This is a genomic window from bacterium SCSIO 12827, assembly GCA_024397995.1.
Classification (GTDB): Bacteria; Pseudomonadota; Alphaproteobacteria; order Rhodospirillales; family Casp-alpha2; genus UBA1479.
Genome location: CP073746.1, coordinates 1,946,404 through 1,967,551 on the forward strand (window position 1 = coordinate 1,946,404; position 21,148 = coordinate 1,967,551).

Consider the following 21,148-nt stretch of genomic DNA (forward strand, 5'->3'; position numbering starts at 1 on the left):
TGACGGCAAATAACACGCCCTAACGCAGGCTGATCTGCATCTGCGGCGTGGCGCGGTAGATGTTGGGGATGCGGTAGATATAGACCTTGGTGCGCGGGCCACGGGCGGGGAAGTCCTTTACCTCGTCGGCGTTATGGCTGATCACCTTGGTATCGGTGATGACACGCAGTTCACCCGACGTATTCAGGCCCGATTGGACGATCTGGTCTTTCTGGCTTTTTCCCAAGGACCGGCCCAGCATGTTTACGATGCGGGTTTCCTTGTTGTAGGCGATGCCGAAGATATGCTCGTTTCGGCGCAGGAAGGTAACCGACTTGGCCTGCAGCAGGTCGCCCTCGCGATGCCAGTGGATCTTGAAATAACCCTGCTTGATGTAGCTGAAATCGGATGCGTCCGGGTCGCGCTCGATATCCGCCTTCAGCTTCTTGACCTCATCGACTTCCTGCGCCCCCTGGACCTTGCCGTCCTTGAGCGCACCGTATAGCCGCGTATCGACCATGTAGCCGGAGAACGTGAGCTTGTAATAGCCGCGCCGATCCAACTCGATCTCGGCGTCGAAGCGCGCCGGCAGATAGCAGCCGGAAAGCGCGACCGCGGCGACAAGGAGGATCAGCAGGGGACGAAGACAGCGGCGCATGCGGAAACTCGGGTTCTCAAGCGGTTTAAGTCCTTCAACCTTCTAGCCTATTGCGGCCGTCCGGTCAGCGGTTTTGATTATCGGGCGGATGTGTCGTGCGCCTTTTCGGCCTGCCAGGCGGCTTCCATCTCATCAAGGCTGGCATCCGCCGGGTTGCGGCCGTCGGCGCGCAGGCGCTTTTCCATGCGACGGAAGCGGTCTTCGAACTTGTGATTGCCCTGGCGCAAGGCCGTTTCCGGATCGATCTTCAGATGGCGGGCCAAATTGGCGACGGCGAACAGCAGGTCGCCCATTTCCTCCTCGACCCGCGCCGGTGAGCCTCCGGCGGCCATCTCGGCCCGCAGTTCGGCCAGTTCTTCCTCGATCTTGGCGATCACCGGCTCGGCCTCGGGCCAGTCGAAGCCGATGCGGGCTGCGCGTTTCTGAAGCTTTTCCGCCCGGGTGAGAGCGGGAAGGGGGATCGCCACGCCGTCCAGCGCACTGGCGTCTTCCGCCGGTGTCTCGCCCTTTTCCGCCCGCTCCCGGGCTTTCAGGTCTTCCCAATGAACGGTCTGAGCCTCGGCCGAATTGATTTCCGTATCGCCGAACACATGGGGATGGCGGCGGATCATCTTGTCGGCGATGGCGCGGGCCACGTCGTCATAATCGAAATGCCCCGCTTCCTCGGCCATGCGGGCGTGAAAGAAGACCTGAAGCAGCAGGTCGCCCAGCTCGTCCCGCAATCCCGCCATGTCGCCCCGCTGGATGGCGTCGGCAACCTCGTAGGCTTCCTCGATGGTATAGGGGGCGATGGTCGCGAAGGTCTGTTCCACGTCCCAGGGGCAGCCGCCGTCGGGATCGCGCAGCTTGGCCATCACGGCACGCAGGCGCTCGGTCGGGATTTGAGAAACGTCGTCCTTTGGCAAAGGGGGGGGAACCCTCCGATCCGGGGCGTTCATGAACGGCCGAAGGTAGCCGACCGAGCCACCCGCCGCCAAGAGTTCAGGACGCGCCGGCCCCCGTTTCAAGGAACCTTCGGAACACGTTCTCCAGAATCCTCGATAAATTGTTGTCGAAATCATTGACCGGCAACGCACCGCAGAAGGTTATCGAGCCCGAGGAAAACACGGCACCGCCGCCGAGAACCTCGAAATACACCATATCGGCCCTGATCAACTCGTCCGCCGGGGCATGGGCCCAGGTCTTTACATGGGTCAGCCATTCTTCGGGAGGAAGCTGGAAACTGGCCGGGTGGTCTTCGGATGTCGCCAAGACATGCACGTTCGGCGGGGTCCCGAGCCGGCTGTCGACGCGGTCCAGCTCATAGCCCGCAGCCCCGCCGCCGCAAAGCCCGAAGTCGCCGATCACCTGATCCTCGACGCCATCAAAGATCCAGGCCACGTCCGGGTGATCGGCACCTTCTTGCCGACGGTAATGGGTACCCTCGAAATCCCCCTGCGTGGTATAGCCGACACCGACCAGTTGCTGCGGCGGTCGGGCATTGCGCCGCCAGGTACCGCCGTATTCACGGTTGAAGGCGTGGTAATACTCACCCGGCTCGGACGCCCAGGCGCGCAACCCGCCTTCGGCCCGGCGAACTTCGATCAATCCGTCCATTTCCGGATGCAGGGCGACCCGCCAGTAAAACCCGTTGCCGCCCAGATACGCCAGCTTTCCCCCGCGATCGCGGTAGTCCCTGAACGCATTCAAGGTCTGGGTCGTGTGGTATTCGGGGTGGCTACAAGTCGATACGGCCGGATAACCGGCGACCAACTCAACCCCTTCGTGATGCAGTTCCCAATCGGTCACGATATCGAACGGGATATCCTTGGCATCCAGCCAAGCGAAAAGGTGCGTGTCGGCCGGAAAGTGCCGCAGACCCGAGCCCGAGGCCTTGTTGCCGAACGCGTGATAGCCCGGCCGAAGGTTGAAGATTGGTCGATGCCAGGTGGTATGGCCAATCCCGGAACCGTCGGTATGGTCGTTGTAGGTCGACAGCCCGAATTGCGGATGTTCCGCCGCGTTATAGGGATAGGATCCCCATTCCGCCGCCCGTGCCTTCCATTCCGGCCCGAATTCAGCCCGCGCCTGGTTGGCGTAAATGACATAGGTAAATGTCGGGACGACGACGCATAGATCGGCGGTCCGTGTCCCTTTCGCCGGGCATACGAACAGCGGGATCATGTCCCAATGAGCGCCCTGGGTCAGCTTTACCGCATAGACGCCGCTGCGCAGGTCTGTCGGGATCTTGAATTCGAAATCGGTCTGCCATCCCGCGTCGGCGATATCGTCGTCGTGAAAATGAATGGCGCCGTACTGATCCGGCGCATGATGCCAGCACATCTGCGAGGCATCCCAATTTGACCCGGTCATCGCCCGCACCGGCGCGCCGACCAAAGCGCCGTCGCCGGCCAGGGGGCCGACGCCGGAGACGGTCAAGGACGCCATATCGCGGCTGAAATCCCAGGCAGCCAATGGGGTCTCGGCGCCGTCCGACAGGATTGCCGGGGCTTCGATCTTGCCGTTGAAATGCGACGCGCTGTCCGTTCCCGTCACCGCCGCAATGATCACCGAGCGCGCGTGCGCTACTGCGGCAGCGGCTGCCGCATCGGCGGGAAGGGTGGTTTCCGCGTCCCCCGTATCATCGACGACGCCCGCTCCGTGAACCGGCGCCTGCGTGACGCGCAACGCCCCCGCGTCCAGATTGATGACCGCCTGCACCTGATACCACGTGCGGGGAAGAAGCGCCTTGCCGACCGCGACGTCAACCCCGCCCACCGTCAGCACCGCGCCGTCCGGCCCGATGGACAGCCCCGCCATGACGTTGCCGCTGCCATCAATGAGGGACATGACCCCTTGTCGGCCCTTGTCCGGCGTGGTCGGCCAGATCGTCGCTCTTAGGATGAACCGCGAGGGAAGGGGGCCGCGCAACGCGGCAGTCATGTGCGATCCCAGGTGGGCGCGCTGCGGACGCGCCGGATACTCGCCTTCGAAGGCGGCCTCGACGGGCACCGTGCGAACCCCCGGCCCGGCCGGGTTGGGGTCGCCGGAAATCACCCGGACCAGTTCCGCGCGATAGCTTCCCCCCAATTCCGAGGAAACCTTGATCGCCACTTTTTCGCCGGGCCGGCCGGACAGTTTGTCCGCATAGCCAATCAATGGAATCATGGCAGTGCTTACAGCTTTTTGGCCGCAAACGCGATGGCCTCAACGGTCTTGGCAATATCCTCGTCCGTCAACGCAAGGGACGGGTAGAACTTACTCGGGGATTTGAAGATTCCTTGTTCGCGCAGCAATGCGTTGAAGCGCGCAAGCTTGCCCGCATCGCCTTTCATCACATCGCGGTAATTTCTCACCGGGCCGTCGGCGAACACGATATCGAACAACACCGGCACACCCGCCACGTGATGGGCATGGCCCGCCCGCCCGAGGTGTTCGTTAATGGCGTCGATAATGGTCTGGCCAGCCTGGCGCAGCCGTTCATACTGCCCCGGTCGGCGCAGGATTTCCATGGTCTTTAGACCGGCGACGGAGGCCACTGGATTGCCGCTCAACGTACCGATCTGCATGAGGGACTTATCTTTGCCGACCTTGGCCGCGTCGAAATGGGCCATGATGTCGGCCTTTCCCGCGATGACGGACAATGGAAAGCCGCCACCGATGATCTTGCCCAGCGTGCAGACATCGGGTGTTACGCCATAAACCTCCTGCGCGCCGCCATAGGCGAACCGAAAGCCGGTAACGACTTCGTCGAAGATCAGGACCGCGCCATGCTTCGTGCATTCCTCGCGCAACACTTCCAGGAAACCGGGAACGGGCGGGATGATCCGCTGCATGGGCTCGACAATGACTGCGGCGATCTCATCGCCGCGCTCCGCCATCAGGGAGCGGAAGAACGCGATGTCGTTGTAGGGGGCGATCAGCATCTCGTCGCGCACGGAATCCGGAATGCCGGCGGAGTCGGGAACGGCAATCGGGAAATTCATCATCTTGATCGGCGACAGGCTCATCTGACCTTCCGACGACATGCCGTGATAGCCGCCTTCGAACTTGAGGATCTTGTCCCGGCCCGTATAAGCACGCGCCAACCGCATGGCGTACATATCGGCCTCGGTGCCCGTGCTGGCGAACCGGACTTGGTCGGCACAGGCCACCGCCTTGCTGATCTCTTCCGCCAGTTCGATGCCGCGGGCGTTATTGGTGAAGAACGTGAAGCCCTTGGCCACCTGTTCCTGAACCGCCTCCAAGACCTCCGGATGGCAATGACCCAAGATCATGGGGCCGGATCCGATGAGATAATCGACATATTCGGTGCCGTCCTCGTCCCAAATGCGCGATCCTTTGCCCTCGCGAATGATCACATTGGCGTCGAAGTTGCCGAAGGAAGCCGCGGGTAGAACGCTGCTTGCCCGAGATACGATTTCTTGCTGGGACATGATGATGTTTCCTGGGTGGGGTGGTGGATGCTTTGGCTTGACAGCTAATGGTACAACTGTATCAATGTCAACAATGAATAAAACGAATGTACAATATCTGGATACGTCCTCGCCGCGCGCAGTCCTCGATGCCGTCGCCGACATCCTGCCGACCCTGCCGGGCGAAGTCCGCAAGGCCGCTGCCTATGTGTTGGAAAACCCCAACGAGATCGGAATTTGTTCAATCCGCGAAATGGCGGTGGCCGCGGGGGTAAAACCAAACACCTTCGTCCGTATGGCCCGGTCCGCCGGGTTCGGTGGGTATGACGACTTTCGCACGGTTTTTCGCGAGGAACTGCGCCACCGACAGGCCGACTTTCCCGACCGGGCGCGCTGGCTGCAATCCTTGCCGCAAAAGGGAGAGCTCTCAGGCCTTTACGCGGACATGGCCGCCAGTTCCCTGGCCAATATCGAGCAGATGTTTTCTTCCTGCGATGCGGCGAACATGCAATCGGCGGCGCAGGACATCGTGCAGGCCCGAATGACCTATGTTCTGGGTGTGGGAGTGGGCAGCGCGCTGGCGCGAAATTTCGCCTACCTCGCCAGCATGGCGCTGGACACGGTCCGGGCAATTCCCAGTGACGCCGCCTTGCCGGTCGACGGCCTGGTTCAGGCGGAGGAGGGCGATCTTCTGATCGCCATGACCATCAAACCATTCCGCCGCGAAGTGATCGAAGCCGTCGACCTCGCCGACCGGATGGGCATGACAGTCATGGCGATCTCCGACACGCCCGCGGCTCCCATATTCCAGACTGCCAAACACCGTTTCGTGCTGCCGACGGAAACCCCGCAGTTCTTTTCCTCGACCCTGGCCATCCACGCATTTTTTGAGACTCTGATGGCCTTCGTCATCGCGCAGGCGCCGGCGTCCGCGGTCGAGAGCATCGAACGCTTCCATGAACGGCGGCAGAGCCTCGGCATCTATGTTGATGGCGGGTAGGAGAGGGGCTTGCCGTGATCGACCATATCTCCATCGCCGTCTCGGACCTGGCCCGCAGCGCCGCTTTCTACGAAGCCGTGCTCGAACCGCTCGGCCTGACGCGACTGGTCGACCGACCGCATACGGTCGGTTTCGGCAAGCGCTATCCGGAATTCTGGCTCAATGCGCGGCCGGGTTTGGTGGCGGCGGGCGCTGACACGGGCATGCACGTGTGCTTGCGCGCACGGACCACGGCGGCGGTCGCGGCGTTCCACGCGGCGGCCCTGGCGGGCGGCGGCGCGGATGCTGGCGCGCCTGGTATGCGCGACGCCTCCATGGGGTCGTACTTCGCGGCCTTCATCCACGATCTCGACGGCAACAAGATCGAGGCGGCAAGCTTCCTTCCGGCCGAGACCACGTAAGGCCGCTATCCCGCGGAAAACCCTCGGGCGGCCAATTGCGCTTCGGTCACCGGGATTTCGATTCCGTCACTTTGAACGTCTCTAAGTTGTGTTAACGCCGCCGACACCAGCGTACCGGCGGCAGGCGTGGGCGACCGCCCGGCACGGGTGATCAAGGACACCGTGCGGTGGATGGGCGGTGCCAAACGGATCGCCGGAATGCCTTCCGACGCCATGGCCTGGGCCACCAGCCCCGGCACCGCGGCAATCCCCAGCCCGTCGCGCACCATGCGGATCAGCCCCCAAACGGACGACACCTCGTAGGCCAGCCCGCTAACGGCAAGCTGGCCCGCCGCGTGTTCCTTGAGAATACCCCGGATGCCGCTTTCACCGGACATGCCCACGGCCGGATGGTCGTTGAACACGTCCCAGGTGAGGGGGCCTTTCTCCGCCGCCAACGGATGCGCCGGCGGACAAACAAGGTGGAAGGCATCGCGCATCACCGGCGTGGCGTCGAAATCGGCATCGGGGAGGGCGATGGTCGTGAAGGCCATGTCCATGTCGCCGGCACGGACGCGCTCGATCGCCTCCGCCGTCAGGATCTCGATGATCCGCACGCGGATTCCCGGGTATCGATCGGCCATTTCCTTGATCGCCGGGACCAGGACCGAGGTGATCATCGTCGCCGTCGCACCAACGACGACCAGACCCTGTTGACGGTCCACATGGGCCCGAAGGTCCTCCATGCCGCGCTCCAGGTCCTCGGTGAAGCGGCGGGCGACAATGGCGAACTGCCGACCGTGGGCCGTCGGTTCGACATGCCGGGTCGTGCGATCGAACAGCCGCAGCCCCAGTTCCAGTTCCAGGTTCTTTACGGAATTGGTCAGCGCCGATTGCGTCATGTTGAGGACGGCCGCCGCCTTTGTGAAGCTGGCCTGTTCCATGACGGCGAGGAAGGCGCGCAGTTGGCGGAGGGTGATGTTGCTATTCATATGATAAATATATCAATCAATTAAAAAAACAAAATAGACAAATAACTGATCAAACCCGATGGTGTTTCCGCCAACAACTTGCGGGAGTGGACCATGACGAACCTAGCCCTCAAAGACACCGTCGACACGGCGCCTGACATGACATCGCCTGATCTGACTCCCGGGCCGGTCGGCGGCCCCGGCGCCTGGCGGGGTCCGGACATGGCGGCATCCGGCGTCTGGATCGAACATCTGACCGAGGGCGAGATCGCCGAAATCGACGCAGCCATTCGCGCCCATCAGGCCAACGACCTCAGCATGGCGGATATCGGGCCCGAGACCTTCCATCTTCCGACCCTGGGTCCGCGCCTGAAGAAACTGCGCGACGAGGTCGTCAACGGACGCGGTTTCGTGCTGCTTCGCGGGTTTCCGGTTGATCGTTACAGCGTCACGGAATCGGCCGTCGGCTACCTGGGGCTGGGCTCCTACATCGGCGGCTTCCGGCCCAGCAACGCCAAGGGGCATCTGCTGGGCCATGTGCGCGACATCGGACGGAACATCAAAGACCCGACCACGCGGTATTACCAGACCAACCGCGGCCTCGAATTCCATACGGACAGCGTCGATATCGTCGGGTTGCTCTGCCTGAAAACGGCGAAATCCGGCGGCGCCAGCCGTATCGTCAGCTCCGTGACCCTGCACGATGTGATCCGCGAACGGCGGCCCGACCTGTGGCGGGCCCTGTTCAATGCCTTTCCCACCGACCGCCGCGGGGAAATCCCGCCGGGGATGAAGCCCTGGTTCGACGTGCCCGTGTTCAACTGGCACGCGGGCCATCTGACGACGATGTACGTGGGGCAGTACATCCGCTCGGCCCAGGAGCTGTTTCCGGAGGCGCGCCGCCTGACGGACCTTGAGGTCGAGGCCATGGACTACCTGGATACGCTCTGTAACGACCCGGAATTCTATCTGTCCATGGATTTCCTGCCGGGCGACATCCAGCTGCTGCACAATCATCAGATCCTGCATTCACGCACGGATTACGAAGATTGGCCCGAACTTGAGAAACGGCGGCACCTGCTGCGCCTCTGGCTGGCGCCCGACATCGGCCGACCGTTGCCCCCGGTGTTCGAGCCGCGCTACGGCGACCTGACTCCAGGCGACCGGGGAGGGATTTTCACCGAAAGCACCAAGCTGACGTTTTCGCTGTCTCCCACATAACGCGGGGCGCCGCGACCAATTCGGCACGACAGTCCCACTAGCAGCGTTCCACGCAGCGGAAATTGAAATCGCAGCGCTGTGACGGCTGCGCGTCCGGCATCGCGAGCGATGCATTGATGGGGCTGCACTTCGTCGTCCTCATCGGTTATCGCGATGCCAACAAGATCGAGACGACGGCGTTGTTCGAAAGAACGAGGGATAACGGGGCACGGTGGCGGGCCAAGCGTCCCCCTTCGCCTATCATCATTTATCGTATAATGTATATTATGGATAATATTGGATATATGTTTTTATCCAGATACTTAGATTCACAATTGAAACCGATCATACGTCCGGCACGTCCAATTCCATGCCGTCATAGGCCACCTCCACCCCGTCCGGTACGTAGGCCGTGAGCGCGTCGTAGTCGATGCGCGGGCTCATATGGGTGATGACCATGCGCTGGGGCTGGATGCGCTCCCGGAGTTCGAGCGCGGCGTCGACATGGAGATGCGTCGGATGCGGATGCCAGGCAAACACGCCGACGATCCAGGTATGCACCCCCTGTACCGCTGCCACGCCTTGGTCGGTCATGCGCACGAGGTCAGTGGTATAGGCCAGCGGCCCGAAGCGCAGCCCATGGGTGGTCGAAAAGCCGTGATCCTGTTCGAACGCCAGGCCGTCGATGCCGCCGGCGGTGAACGGCGTGCCGGCTTCATAGACGTTAGCCGTCAGTGTCGGCTTGTAATAATGCTCCGTACCGGCATGCAGCGGCGCCAGGACATAGGCGAAGCGTTCCTGTACCGACGCCAAGGTTTCCGCGTCGGTCCATAGCGGAATGGCGGCCCCCATGGCACGGTTGATGCTGCGGATATCGTCAATGCCGTGCAGATGGTCCGCATGACCATGGGTCAGCACCAGACCATCCAGATGCCGCACACCCGCGCGCAACATCTGTTCCCGGAAATCAGGTGCCGTGTCGATCAACAGCCGTTTACCGGCTTTTTCGATCAGGATCGACGGTCGTGTGCGGCGGTTCTTGGGGTTTTTCGGATCGCAATCGCCCCATCCGGCCTCGATCGAGGGAACCCCGCTGGAAGCACCCGAGCCCAGGATCGTGACCTTCATTTCCGGTCCCTACCCCTCGCCCCGCACCGCGGCGGCGGCCTTTGTAAACAGGGTGAAGAAGTTGTCGGTCGTGCGCAGGGCAAGATCCTCCGGGGAAACCCCCTTGAGTTCCGCCACCTTGGCGGCGGTCAGGGCGGTGAACGCCGGCTCGTTGCGCTTGCCGCGCTGGGGCACCGGGGCCAGGAAGGGTGAGTCCGTTTCAACCAAGAGCCGGTCGAGCGGCACGTCCTTCACCGTGTCGCGCAAAGCATCGGCGGTCTTGAAGGTGACGATCCCGGAAATGGAGATGTAGAGCCCCATCTCAACGGCCTTTTCCGCCACTTCGGGCCCCGCCGAAAAGCAGTGGATCAGGCCGGGAAACGGCCCGCCGTCGCGGTATTCCTCGTCCATCACACGCAGGGTGTCGTCGTCGGCATCGCGGGTATGAACGATCAGCGGCAGGCCAGTCATGCGCGCGGCCCGGATATGGGCGCGGAATTGGGTTTCCTGGATGTCCCGGGGGCTGCGTTCGTAATAGAAATCCAGGCCCGTCTCGCCGATCCCGACGACCTTGGGATGGGCCGCCAGTTCCGTCAGCTCCTCGGCGCTGGTCACTTTCTCGGTCGCCGCCTGATGCGGGTGGATGCCGACGGTGCAGAAGATGTTGGGAAACCGTTCGGCCACGGCCTTGACCTGGCCGAACTTGGACAAATGGGTCGAGATCGTCACCATATAGGCGACCCCGGCTTCCCCTGCCCGCGCCACCACGGCGTCCAGTTCGTCGCCGAAATCCGGAAAATCCAGATGGCAGTGGCTGTCGACCAGATAGGGTTGCCGGGCGCCGTCCATGATTACGCCGCCCCCTGGGTCTCGTCGTCCTGAAAACGGGGAAACACCCCTTCCGGCTTGGGCAGGGCCGCGCCGGGCGCGAGCGCCACGCCGGGCGCCAGTTGGTCCAGCGTGCGGGCGTCCGCCGCCACGGCAAGCTGATCCAGCAGCTTGGCCGAGGTATCAGGCATGAACGGCTGGGTCAGAATCGCCAAACGGCGGATGGTTTCGGCCAGCACGTAGAGCACCGTCGCCATGCGCGCCGGGTCTTCCTTGCGCAGCTTCCAGGGGGCCTGATGATCGACATAGGCGTTGGCGGCCCGGATCACGGTCCAAATGGCCTCCAGCGCCTCGTGGAACGCCTGTCGGTCCAAGGCCCCCCGCACCACGTCCAGCAGCGCCGCCGCGGGATCGAGCAAGGCCTTGTCCTCGTCGGTAAAGTCACCCGGCGTCGGCACCGTGCCGCCGCAATTCTTGGTAACCATGGACAACACGCGCTGCGCCAGATTGCCGTAATCGTTGGCCAACTCGCCGTTCATGCGGTTGACCATGGCGGAATGGGAAAAATCGCCGTCGTTGCCGAACGGAACCTCACGCAGCAGGAAATAGCGCACCTGGTCGAGGCCGTATTTTTCAACCAGATCAACGGGATCAATGACGTTTCCGACGGATTTTGAAATCTTCTGACCTTCGTTGGTCCACCAGCCGTGGGCGAACACGCGCTTCGGCGGCTCCAGCCCCGCCGCCATCAGGAAGGCCGGCCAGTAAACCGCGTGAAAGCGCAGGATATCCTTGCCGACCATGTGCAGGTCACAGGGCCAATAGGTGGCGAATTCCCCCTTCTCGTCCGGGAATCCCAGGGCCGAGATGTAGTTGGTCAGGGCATCGAGCCAGACATAGAAGATATGCTGATCGTCACCCGGCACCGGCACCCCCCAGTTGAAGGTGGTGCGCGACACGGACAGGTCCTGCAGGCCGCCCTTGACGAAGCTGGTGACCTCGTTGCGCCGGCTCGGCGGGGCGATGAAGTCCGGATTGGCGTCATAGAACGCCAGCAGGCGGTCACCCCAGGCGGACAGGCGGAAGAAATAACTTGGCTCCTCCACCCATTCGACTTCGGCGCCCGAAGGGGCGACGCGCGTGCCGTCGGGCCGCTTGGTCAGTTCGCCTTCACCGTAGAACGCCTCGTCGCGAACGGCGTACCAGCCGGAATAGCTGCCCAGGTAGATTTCCCCGGCGTCGATCATGCGCTGCCAGATCGCTTGGCAGGCCTTGATGTGGCGGGGTTCCGTCGTGCGGATGAAGTCGTCGTGGCTGAAATTCATGAAATCGGCCAGAGTGCGGAAGTTCTGCGACACCTGATCGGCGAAGGTCTGCGGGTCGATGCCCTTGGCCTGGGCCGATTTTTCCACCTTCTGGCCGTGTTCGTCCGTACCCGTCAGGAACTTCACATCATAACCGTCCAGGCGCTTGAACCGCGCCAGCACGTCACAGGCCAGCGTGGTGTACGCATGGCCGATGTGCGGCGCGTCGTTCACGTAATAGATCGGCGTGGTCAGGTAGTAGGGCGTGGCCGGCATTTCGGGTTCCAATGGCACTGGGTCAAATTATGGTGTGTCGCGTCCGCGTTATCGCCGGACCGCCGCTTCGGCCGTGATGAACGCATTGAGAACCACCTGCTTGCGGTCCAGGTTGGCGGCGGTCGTCGCGGCAAGCAGGCGCGACACCTTTTCCCATACCTCCAGCCAGCGATCAAGGCTGGCCATGGCATTGAGTCTGGCCACGGCCTGGGCGTCGATGATGCTCGGCAACGGCCCGCCGCCGGCGGCGATGATCAGGCGTTCCAACCACCAACGCAGCGTCTTGGCGAAAGCCGCGAATTCGGCTTCCTTCCCGGCACCACCCAGACGCCCTGCGAAATCATGTAAATCCTTGGCCGGAATGCCATCCGGCAAGCGCGCGAGCAGGCCCGAGACCTCATCCAGCATGGCCAATCCCCCCTGCTCCGCCAGATCGAGGGCATAACCGATGCTGCCTTCGGCGACTTCGGCCAGACGTGCCGCCTCGGCCGCCCCCAGATCGGGACAGCGCTGAGCGATCAGGGCCGCCACGGCATCCGCCGGCGGCGGCCGCAGGGTCAGGCGCCGGCAGCGCGAACGGATGGTCGGCAGCAAACTGCCGGGGTTATGCGACACCAGGATAACCAAGGCCTGGGGCGGTGGTTCTTCAAGTACTTTCAGAAGCGCATTGGCGGCGTTGCGATTCATGTCGTCGGCGCTATCGATGACGACCACGCGCCACGCCCCCTCGCCCGCCGTCAGGCTAAGGAAGGTCTTGACCGCACGGATGGCGTCGACCGGGATCTGGCCCTTGCGGCGACCGGTTTTCTCGTCGACGGCACATTCGACCACCATCAAGTCGGCGTGGCTTCCGGCCAATGTGCGATGGAACACGGGATGGGTTGGGTCCAGGTAAAGCCCCTGCCCGTCTCCCCCGGCCCCGGCGGGCGCAAGGGCCGATTCCGGCGGCGCGTCGCCGAACAGACCCGGGCCATCCTTCGTGGGCGCCGCCTTGGCCAGGACCGCACCGTGGCTCAGGACATAACGGGCGAAACGGTGCGCCAGGGTCGCCTTGCCGATGCCCTTGGGCCCGGTGATCAGCCAGGCATGGGCCAGGCGGCCGGCCTCAAGCGCCGTGCGCAGGCTCTCCTCGGCCTCCAAATGCCCAATCAGGTCCGGATTGGCGCGCGGGTCCAGGTCCGGGGCATCGTCGGCACTCATCGGCTCGCGGCTTTCAGGTCAGCGCCCAGGCGATGCGACACGGCGGCGCAAATTTCCCGCTGCACATCGTCGACGGTGCCGGTGGCATCGACCACGGCGCAGCGTCCAGGTTCCGCCTCGGCGATGGCCAGGAAGGTATCGCGGATGCGGGTGTGGAAGCCCAGGTCCATGCGCTCGTATCGGTCCTCGGCCCCGGCACGACCGAAGGCGCGGGCCAGGCCTTCCTCCACCGGTATATCCAGGATCAGGGTCAAATCCGGCTGAAAGTCGCCCAGGATGTCTTCCTTGAGGGCCTGAATGCGTTGTAGCCCCAGGCCGTGCCCGCCGCCCTGATAGGCCAGCGTGGAATCGGTGAAGCGATCGCATAGCACCCAGGCGCCGCTTTCCAGCGCCGGCAGGATCGATTTCTCGACATGGTCAACCCGGGCCGCAAAATGCAGCAGCACCTCAGCCACGGGCGGCCAGCGATCAATCGTGCCACGAACCAGCAGATTACGGATATTCTCCGCGCCCGGCGTGCCGCCGGGCTCCCGCGTGGTCAGGACTTCGATACCTGCGTCCTCCAAGACCTTGGCCAACAGGCCAAGTTGGGTCGACTTGCCGCCGCCCTCGCCGCCTTCGAATGTAATGAACTTGCCCGTCGTCACCGGCCGGCACCCCGACTATCCTGGTTATCGCGCATTCCGTGCATGTTTGCGGTCAGTTGCCGCATCCCTGGCCGGGCGGCGCTAACCGGAAACACCCAAGATGATAGACCGGAGAGCGCTCATCACCCTACCGAAAAGGCCCAGGCGTTCGGCGCCGTCACCGGCCAGAAGCGGGACTTTGATCGCTTCGCGCTCGGGGAAGGTCAGGGTCAGCGTGCCAGGCTTGTCACCCGCCTTTACCGGGGCCGGCACGGGCGTTTGGTATTCGACGGTCACCTTCATGCCCGCGCGTTCCTTGCGCGGCAAGGTCAGCAGCATTTCGTCGGTGACGATCAGCGGCACCTGCGCCTTGTTGCCGAGCCAGATATCGACCTTGGCGACTTCCTCGCCGGCCTTGAACAGGGCGTAATTCTTGAACTCGCGGAAGCCCCATTCGAGAAGCCGTTGCGGCTCCTCGCGCCGGGCGCGCTTGTTGGGCAGGCCGTTGACGACCAGGATCAGCCGCCGGCCGAGGCGTTCCGCCGAGGCGGTCAGCCCGTATCCGGCGTTTTCCGTATGCCCCGTCTTCAGGCCATCGACACCGATCCCCTTGCCCAGCAATTCGTTGCGATTGTGCTGAGTGTGGTTGTTGTAGGCAAATTTGCGTTCCGAGTAATAGTGGTAGAACTCGGGGAAATCCTTGATCGTCCGCATGGCCAAGGTCGCCAGATCGCGCGCCGTCATGCGGTGTTCCGGGTGGGGCCAGCCCGACGCGTTGCGAAAGGTGCTGTTCGTGAGCCCGATTTCGCGGGCCTTTTCGGTCATCATCTCGGCAAAGGCATCCTCGCTGCCGGCCAAGGCCTCGGCGACGACGACACAGGCATCGTTACCCGACTGAACGATAATGCCCTGTAGCAGGTCTTCGACACGGACCCGCTGACGCGGTTCCAGGAACATGGTCGATCCACCCGAGGCCCAATTGCCCTTGCGCCAAGCGTTCTCACTGACCACGAACTCCTCGTCGAGGGATAGGCTGCCCTCCTTCAGGCGTTCGAACACCATATAGACCGTCATCAGCTTGCTCATGGACGCCGGCGGCATCAGGGCGTCCGCGTCCTTTTCGAACAGCACGGCGCCGGTCTGATTATCGATCAGGATGGCCTCGCGGGCGACGGTGTCCATGGCCGCAGCCAACGGCGCGCCAAACATCATGGTGGCGATCATCACGGCACCCGCTGCGAGACGGCGCAGATGCGGAACGGAATGGGATACGAAATTCAATGTCGTCATCATACTTCGCGCCCGCTGCTTAAAGGCGCGTCCTTCTGGTTCCTTGTAACGCCCGGGACCGGGCGTCTGGGACAATCTTAGGACCGACCACGCCATGGAAATGGGGCGGAAATGGGGTCAGGACCCCGCCCCCTTGCCGTCGACGATGATCCGTGCCCCTGGATAACCGATGGCCTGGAGTTGCTCAAGGGCGCGGTCGGCATCCTCGACCGTGGCCAGAGGACCGACCCGGACACGATAGAAATCCTTGTTGTCGATCAGGACATGGGAAATCGTCGCCGGCGACACCCGGTTGACCATGATCTGGGTCCGCATGGCGTTCTGGTAATTGGTGAAGGCCCCAGCCTGAACAAAGATGTTGGTCGGCCCGACGGCGACGGTGGTGACTTCCGGTTCCACCGGCGGGGCGGGTTGCACTTCGTCAGCGGCGGCGGCTTGGCTGCTCGACGCCGATACGGGAGGCTGGCTGGACGGCTGGGGGGCGGCCTGAGCACCCGGCGGCGGCGGCAGGGATTCGGCACTGACCGAGGCTTTCGGCATCTTGTCCACCTGTATGGGACTACCGTGTTCAGCAATTGAGTCTTGGCCGAGAATCTGCGCCTTCAGGGCCTGCGAGCGTTCGGCCAGAATCTGCACCCGGACCCGCGCCGTGCCCTGATCCTTGAACCCCAGCAATTGCGCGCCGCGGCGAGAGACATCAATAATGCGCCCCTTGGCAAAGGGCCCCCGGTCGTTGACCCGCAATACGATGGAGCGCCCGTTTTCCAGGTTGATGACCCGCACGAAGGACGGCAGCGGCAGCGTGCGGTGCGCCGCCGTCAAGTCATTCATGTCGTAGGTCTCGCCGTTGGCCGTGTCCTTTCCGTGGAAATCACTGCCGTACCAGGAGGCAATCCCGGTCTCGTCGTAGTCCCATTCCTCGGCCGGATAATACCAGGTGCCGGAAATCTGATAGGGGGTGCCGATCTTGTAATGGCCCGTGGTTCCCGCTGCCCCCTGAAGGCGCTTGGTGCCGGAAATCAGGAACTGGGTTTCGGCGCAACCGCTGACCAGTATGGCCAATCCCAACAAGATCAGCCAGTTAACCTTAATACGCCCAGCCATGGCGCCGCCCCCTGAATACGAAAATGTAGTAGAAAAATTACGGAAACCAGCCTTTATTTAGTGTAGTCGAGTCCGGCCCACCCGGCAACCACGGGCGTTACCCGCCATTGCCGCGCAGATGATCAAGCAGTCGGGAATCCGGATAGCCGTCCGGCGCCAGACCTTCCCGCACCTGATACCCCTTGATGGCACGCCGTGTCATGGCGCCGGCAATGCCGTCCTGCCCCCCGGCGTCGAACCCCTTTCCCGTCAAAAGGCGTTGAATTTCACGCATGTCGGACCTTGACAAGGCCTTGTCATTGCTTGGTTTTTTGGCAACGAGAGGCCCCTTTCCGACCAGCCGGTCGGCGAGATGCCCGACCGCCAGCGCATAGAGGATCGAACGGTTCCAGACGAGAATGGTTTTATAATTGCCATAGACCAGAAAGGCTGGGCCGTCCGCCCCCGCGGGCAACACCAGGGCCGCGTCAATGTCCACCGCCGGCAGATCGCGGCCATCGGCGCGACGCACCCCCTTCGCCTGCCATTCCTTTAATTTCAAATTCTTATCAAGACCGCTTAAAGCAAAATCGAAATCTTTTGGCAGGCGCACTTCGCGCCCCCAGGTCTCGTCCTTGCGCCAACCGGACTTGGACAGGAAATGCGCCGACGAGGCGAACACGTCCGGCAGGGAGCGCCACAAATCGCGGCGCCCGTCGCCATCGAAGTCGACCGCATAGGCACGGTAGGTCGAAGGAATGAACTGTGTGTTGCCCATGGCCCCGGCCCAGGATGCCTTCACATCCGCCGGGATGTCGCCGCGGTCGATGATCTCCAGCGCCGCCATAAGCTGCTCTGAAAAGAACTTGGAACGCCGAGGGTCGAACGCCAGGGTCGCCAGGGACCCGATCAGCGGAAAGGTGCCCGTGTAGTCGCCGAAGTTGCTTTCCAAGCCCCAGAAAGCGACCAGAAAGCGGGGCGGAACGCCGTATAGCGACTCGACTTTGTTCAGGAGCGCGGCATGAGTCTTCAGCAGCTCACGGCCTCGGGCGATCCGCTTGTCGGAAATCGTCTTTTCGTAATACTGCCAGAAGGTCATGGTGAATTCGGGCTGGCGGCGATCCAGCTCGATGACCCGGGTGATGTAAGTCGCACCCGCCAGAGCCCGGTCCAGGGTCGCGGCGGAAATCCCCCGCGCGGCGGCCGTTGTTTTGAAGGAATCGAGCCAAGCCTGGAATTCGGCGGCGCTCGGCGGGGTTACCGGTTCAACAGAAGCAGAAGCCGGCCGAATGCCAAGGCTTCCAAGCCAAAGAGCGCACAACACCAACGCCGCGAGCCATATTGAACGTCTCTGCATGATCCTCAACACCCTGCCCGACCGATGGCGGTTGCCTCGCCTGGGCCATGAAGGCCTTGTGCCATAGGGATTTGACCGCCGCAAGGCCCGGCGCGCGGCCGGCTCCGACCCGGGAGGCGGTTTCCGCTCAGGGAGCCGGGTACAGGCTGTCGCTGCGCCCCAGAACATAGGCCACGGCCATGCCCAGGAATTCATGCACGGCGGCATCCAGCATGGATTGCCCACCCAGGTTTTCCAGGCTCAGCGTCCAGCCCCTTGTGGGCAACGTAATGTAATCGACGGGATAGGGAATAACCGGCCAGCCTTGCTTGCGGAACAGGCCGACGGCGCGCGGCATATGGCGGGCGGAGGTAATCATCACCCAGGGACGATCCGCTTCGACCGTCACCAGTTTCCTGCTGAACACCACGTTTTCCATGGTGTTGCGCGATTCCGCTTCGACAATCACCCGCGACATATCAAGGTTCAGCAAATCGGCCAGGTCCTTGAAATAGTGCCCTTCCTTGGCATCCTGGGCGAACAGGCTGCCCGCCCCACCCGTGAATACCAACGGCACGCCCGGCCGGGTGTCGCCCAACATGGCGAAGAACAACAGCCGTTCCATGCTGCTGTCGACGGCGATCTGGCCCCGCTCGCGAGAGATCACGGGATTGATGGAGCCCCCAAGCACGATGATTCCGCCGATCTTTTCCGGCAATTCCGTCTGCTTTGGAAAGCGCTCCTCCAGATCCCGGATCATCATCTCTCCGATTGGGATCACGGTGACGGCCCAAAGAGTCAGGATGCTCACCCCGAACAGCATCAGGCCGGCGCGGCGGAACCGGGTCAGAACGAGAATAAAGCCGACCGTCATGCCGAGAAACATGACCATCGACGGCTTCAACAGAAACCACATGACTTTGGACAGGATGAAATACATGGCCGGGCTTGTACCTCAAGGCCGGGCCAAGCGCACGAAAATCCGCGCAACACGGTTGATGCCGCGTCATCATCTTCGGACGCCCTTCGCGAGGGCCGGGCATTAAAAAAAGCCCCAAAGGGCCAATCAACATTACGACGCGAAAGGCGCTCGATTCTTAGACCTGAATATCGACCGTCTTGCCGTTATTCGCGGAGAAATCGGGAGATTTGAATTCGCTGTCGGCACCACCGCCGGACGGACGGTCATCTTCGGCGGAATGGTGGGAATTCTTATTTTCGAGGACGGCATCAACGGCAGCGTTGCGGTTGCGGTTTTCCTCAGCCGTCTGAACGACGGCCTCGGTCGCATCCTCGCGCCGATCGGAAATCTGTTCTGCTGCGCGCTCAAAAACAACCTGCCGCACCACCGCCAAATTAAGGGCGGTGAGGGCTGCACTTGCTCCCGGCGCTTTCTGTGCCGAACCGATCATTGTCAGGCGGTCCCTTCTGAACCTACACGTCGCGTGATCAAATCATCTCACACGGATTACATTCGTATATTACCAAGACCGGGCAGGTATCACAACCCTCTATTGACAATTTTTTCATTTTATGGATCGGGGCTGATTTCCGCCATTTTTGCCCACCAAAACGCGAAAAAATCACCGCTAAATCGATTTCTGACAATAACCTGACAGATGTTTTTGGTCTTTTTTTTGGGGGTTTGTGACTCTGGTCACTGCCCTACCGATATGCATTAGCAAGAATGCATGCAGCAGAACGTCAAACAGACGGACATGCCGGGACAGGAGGCTTCACAATGTCGAACCGCTCCACCAGACTCATCGGCAGCACGCTGGGCGTGGTAACCGGGGGCACACTCGCCGCCATTGGCGTCATCCACATCATTCAGTTAAGTCTTCTTCGACTTTTCTAGGCGGGCACGACCGACCTTCGCTTAGGCTTGACAGGCGCCCACGAACACGAGAGACATCCTCCCTCCACTCGGGCTTAATAAGTCCGGACAGGATGGGTGGCCGAGCGGTTGAAGGCACTGGTCTTGAAAACCAGCAAGGGTTAACGCCCTTCGTGGGTTCGAATCCCACCCCATCCGCCATTATTTCAATAACTTAGATAGGAACCGCCCTGGTATATTTATTCTCTCTATTGCTGTTCAGGGACAAATTTGGGACAATCCATTTCATACATTGACGATGTATGGCGAGATTGAAACATGGCGACATTCGAAAAAAGAGGCCCGGGCCTTTGGCGAGCGCGAGTACGCCGGCGAGGATTCCCAACCGCTAGCAAAAATTTTAAGTCAAAAGCCGAAGCACAGGCCTGGGCCCGGGACGTTGAAGGAGAGATTGACCGCGGTTCTTATCAAGGGAAGGCAGAGGCTGATCGGACAACTCTGCTAGAAGCTCTTGACCGGTACGAGAATGAGGTGACACCTCAGAAAAAAGGCAGTCGTGTCGAAAAATACCGATTGGCACTCTGGCGTCGAGATCCCCTTGCCTCCCGGTCCCTGGGCTCTTTGCGTAGCGCGGACTTCGCCAAGTGGCGAGATTCCATGGTCGCTGATGGTTTCTCAGCCAGTAAAATCAGAAATGACCTCAACCTTATCTCGCATTTATTCAATATCGCCCGCGTTGAGTGGGGATTTGAAGGCCTATCGAATCCGATAACACGGATTAGAAAGCCAAAGATGCCCGAAGGACGTGACCGAAGGCTCACGACGGAAGAAGAAATTGCTCTTTTAGCTGCTTGCAAGAACTCAAGGTCACACTGGCTGCTGGCCGTCGTCCAAGTGGCCATCGAGACAGGTATGCGCCTCGGTGAAATTCTGTCACTCCGTCATTCAAACATTGATGTTTGGGAAGAAGGAGGGGTTTACCGTGGCGTCGCGCGGCTTGACGACACCAAAAACGGCACCAGACGCGATGTTCCCCTTTCTCCTGCAGCAGTCCAAGCCCTTAAAGGGGTGCCGATCGATATCAACGGTAAGGTTTTTCCTATTTCACCGGAATCGATCAAAAAATCGTTCGGCCGAGCTGTAAAAGTAGCAAAATTGGCCGATTTGCGATTTCACGACCTCCGGCACGAGGCCACTAGTCGGTTTTTTGAGCAAGGCCTCGACATCATGAGTGTCGCGGCGATAACCGGGCATAAGACTTTGGCCATGTTACAGCGATATACGCATCTCAGAGCCAGAGATATCGCAGCGAAACTCGCCACAAACAGCACTGCAAGCACATAACCGCGCTTTCGTATGGCCCCTCACCCTCATGAGTCGTGGCAGCGCAGCCGCAACCAAAAGCCTGCTGGTTTTCATTTTTTCCACCGATACCATCTGCTCTATTTTGTCTCGTTCCTCAAACAAATCCATGTTTGCGGGCATCAATCGGCCGGTCTTGCTTGCCGGGGGTGGAGGGAGTATGCAGCGTTTATTGAAGCTGATCCTTCCATGAGCAGAGAAAAAACCAGCTCAGCACCTACGTATCTGCCTTCACCCCATACTCGGCGACCAGACGCCGGCACAGCATCTACAATGTGACCTCGGCCTTATCGGTCTGGGCCGTCTACAGAAAGGCG

General features: G+C 61.6%; 19 protein-coding genes and 1 tRNA gene. 5 read left to right on the top strand and 15 right to left on the bottom strand.

The features are described from left to right. Positions 1-19: 19 nt before the first annotated feature. The 4 genes from KFF05_09230 to KFF05_09245 all read right to left on the bottom strand — a co-directional run bounded on the left by KFF05_09230 (position 20) and on the right by KFF05_09245 (position 5,052). Positions 20-637 carry a hypothetical protein gene (locus tag KFF05_09230; protein ID UTW53490.1) on the bottom strand — a complete coding sequence of 206 codons (618 nt, stop codon included), beginning with the start codon at positions 635-637 and terminating at the stop codon, positions 20-22. Positions 638-714: 77 nt separating this feature from the next. Then, positions 715-1,575 carry a nucleoside triphosphate pyrophosphohydrolase gene (mazG, locus tag KFF05_09235; protein ID UTW53653.1) on the bottom strand — a complete coding sequence of 287 codons (861 nt, stop codon included), beginning with the start codon at positions 1,573-1,575 and terminating at the stop codon, positions 715-717. Between the two features lie 43 nt (positions 1,576-1,618). Then, on the bottom strand, positions 1,619-3,784 hold the full coding sequence (locus KFF05_09240; GenBank protein UTW53491.1) for a N,N-dimethylformamidase large subunit: 2,166 nt from the start codon (positions 3,782-3,784) through the stop codon (positions 1,619-1,621). 8 nt (positions 3,785-3,792) lie between these two features. Beyond that, positions 3,793-5,052, bottom strand: a complete 1,260-nt coding sequence (locus KFF05_09245; GenBank protein ID UTW53492.1) for an aminotransferase class III-fold pyridoxal phosphate-dependent enzyme — start codon at positions 5,050-5,052, stop codon at positions 3,793-3,795. Positions 5,053-5,125: 73 nt separating this feature from the next. Here KFF05_09245 and KFF05_09250 point away from each other — a divergent pair, with 73 nt between their 5' ends. Further along, positions 5,126-6,031, top strand: coding sequence for a MurR/RpiR family transcriptional regulator (locus tag KFF05_09250; protein ID UTW53654.1), 906 nt, complete (start codon positions 5,126-5,128; stop codon positions 6,029-6,031). Between the two features lie 14 nt (positions 6,032-6,045). Beyond that, positions 6,046-6,432 carry a VOC family protein gene (locus KFF05_09255; GenBank protein ID UTW53493.1) on the top strand — a complete coding sequence of 129 codons (387 nt, stop codon included), beginning with the start codon at positions 6,046-6,048 and terminating at the stop codon, positions 6,430-6,432. Positions 6,433-6,437: 5 nt separating this feature from the next. Here the strand turns inward: KFF05_09255 and KFF05_09260 are convergent, their stop codons facing one another. Continuing rightward, positions 6,438-7,403 (bottom strand): LysR family transcriptional regulator, encoded by a 966-nt coding sequence (locus KFF05_09260; GenBank protein UTW53494.1) that lies wholly within the window; start codon positions 7,401-7,403, stop codon positions 6,438-6,440. A 138-nt stretch (positions 7,404-7,541) separates the two neighbouring features. Here KFF05_09260 and KFF05_09265 point away from each other — a divergent pair, with 138 nt between their 5' ends. Further along, positions 7,542-8,603, top strand: coding sequence for a TauD/TfdA family dioxygenase (locus KFF05_09265; protein ID UTW53655.1), 1,062 nt, complete (start codon positions 7,542-7,544; stop codon positions 8,601-8,603). Positions 8,604-8,927: 324 nt separating this feature from the next. Here KFF05_09265 and KFF05_09270 read toward each other — a convergent pair whose 3' ends face one another. The 10 genes from KFF05_09270 to KFF05_09315 all read right to left on the bottom strand — a co-directional run bounded on the left by KFF05_09270 (position 8,928) and on the right by KFF05_09315 (position 19,044). Next, a complete protein-coding gene (locus KFF05_09270; GenBank protein UTW53495.1) occupies positions 8,928-9,710 on the bottom strand; it encodes an MBL fold metallo-hydrolase in 783 nt (260 codons plus the stop codon). 9 nt (positions 9,711-9,719) lie between these two features. After that, on the bottom strand, positions 9,720-10,538 hold the full coding sequence (locus KFF05_09275) for a TatD family hydrolase (protein UTW53496.1): 819 nt from the start codon (positions 10,536-10,538) through the stop codon (positions 9,720-9,722). Between the two features lie 2 nt (positions 10,539-10,540). Then, positions 10,541-12,097, bottom strand: a complete 1,557-nt coding sequence (locus KFF05_09280; protein ID UTW53497.1) for a methionine--tRNA ligase — start codon at positions 12,095-12,097, stop codon at positions 10,541-10,543. A 48-nt stretch (positions 12,098-12,145) separates the two neighbouring features. Next, positions 12,146-13,297, bottom strand: a complete 1,152-nt coding sequence (locus KFF05_09285; GenBank protein UTW53498.1) for a DNA polymerase III subunit delta' — start codon at positions 13,295-13,297, stop codon at positions 12,146-12,148. Then, entirely contained in the window at positions 13,294-13,944 is a 651-nt protein-coding gene (locus tag KFF05_09290; GenBank protein UTW53499.1) for a dTMP kinase, read from the bottom strand. The genes KFF05_09285 and KFF05_09290 overlap by 4 nt, the downstream gene beginning before the upstream one ends. A gap of 81 nt (positions 13,945-14,025) precedes the next feature. Beyond that, positions 14,026-15,147 carry a D-alanyl-D-alanine carboxypeptidase gene (locus tag KFF05_09295; GenBank protein UTW53656.1) on the bottom strand — a complete coding sequence of 374 codons (1,122 nt, stop codon included), beginning with the start codon at positions 15,145-15,147 and terminating at the stop codon, positions 14,026-14,028. A gap of 183 nt (positions 15,148-15,330) precedes the next feature. Continuing rightward, on the bottom strand, positions 15,331-16,317 hold the full coding sequence (locus tag KFF05_09300) for a septal ring lytic transglycosylase RlpA family protein (protein ID UTW53500.1): 987 nt from the start codon (positions 16,315-16,317) through the stop codon (positions 15,331-15,333). Positions 16,318-16,414: 97 nt separating this feature from the next. Then, positions 16,415-17,653 carry a lytic murein transglycosylase gene (locus tag KFF05_09305; protein UTW53501.1) on the bottom strand — a complete coding sequence of 413 codons (1,239 nt, stop codon included), beginning with the start codon at positions 17,651-17,653 and terminating at the stop codon, positions 16,415-16,417. A gap of 127 nt (positions 17,654-17,780) precedes the next feature. Next, positions 17,781-18,572 (bottom strand): YdcF family protein, encoded by a 792-nt coding sequence (locus KFF05_09310; protein ID UTW53502.1) that lies wholly within the window; start codon positions 18,570-18,572, stop codon positions 17,781-17,783. 157 nt (positions 18,573-18,729) lie between these two features. Further along, positions 18,730-19,044: a hypothetical protein gene (locus KFF05_09315; GenBank protein UTW53503.1), complete on the bottom strand. Its 315-nt coding sequence runs from the start codon at positions 19,042-19,044 to the stop codon at positions 18,730-18,732. Positions 19,045-19,580: 536 nt separating this feature from the next. Between KFF05_09315 and KFF05_09320 the strand changes: the two genes are divergently transcribed. Together KFF05_09320 and KFF05_09325 are read left to right on the top strand one after the other, a co-directional pair. Then, positions 19,581-19,670, top strand: a tRNA-Ser gene (locus KFF05_09320). A gap of 117 nt (positions 19,671-19,787) precedes the next feature. Then, positions 19,788-20,813: a site-specific integrase gene (locus KFF05_09325; GenBank protein ID UTW53504.1), complete on the top strand. Its 1,026-nt coding sequence runs from the start codon at positions 19,788-19,790 to the stop codon at positions 20,811-20,813. Positions 20,814-21,148 lie beyond the last annotated feature (335 nt).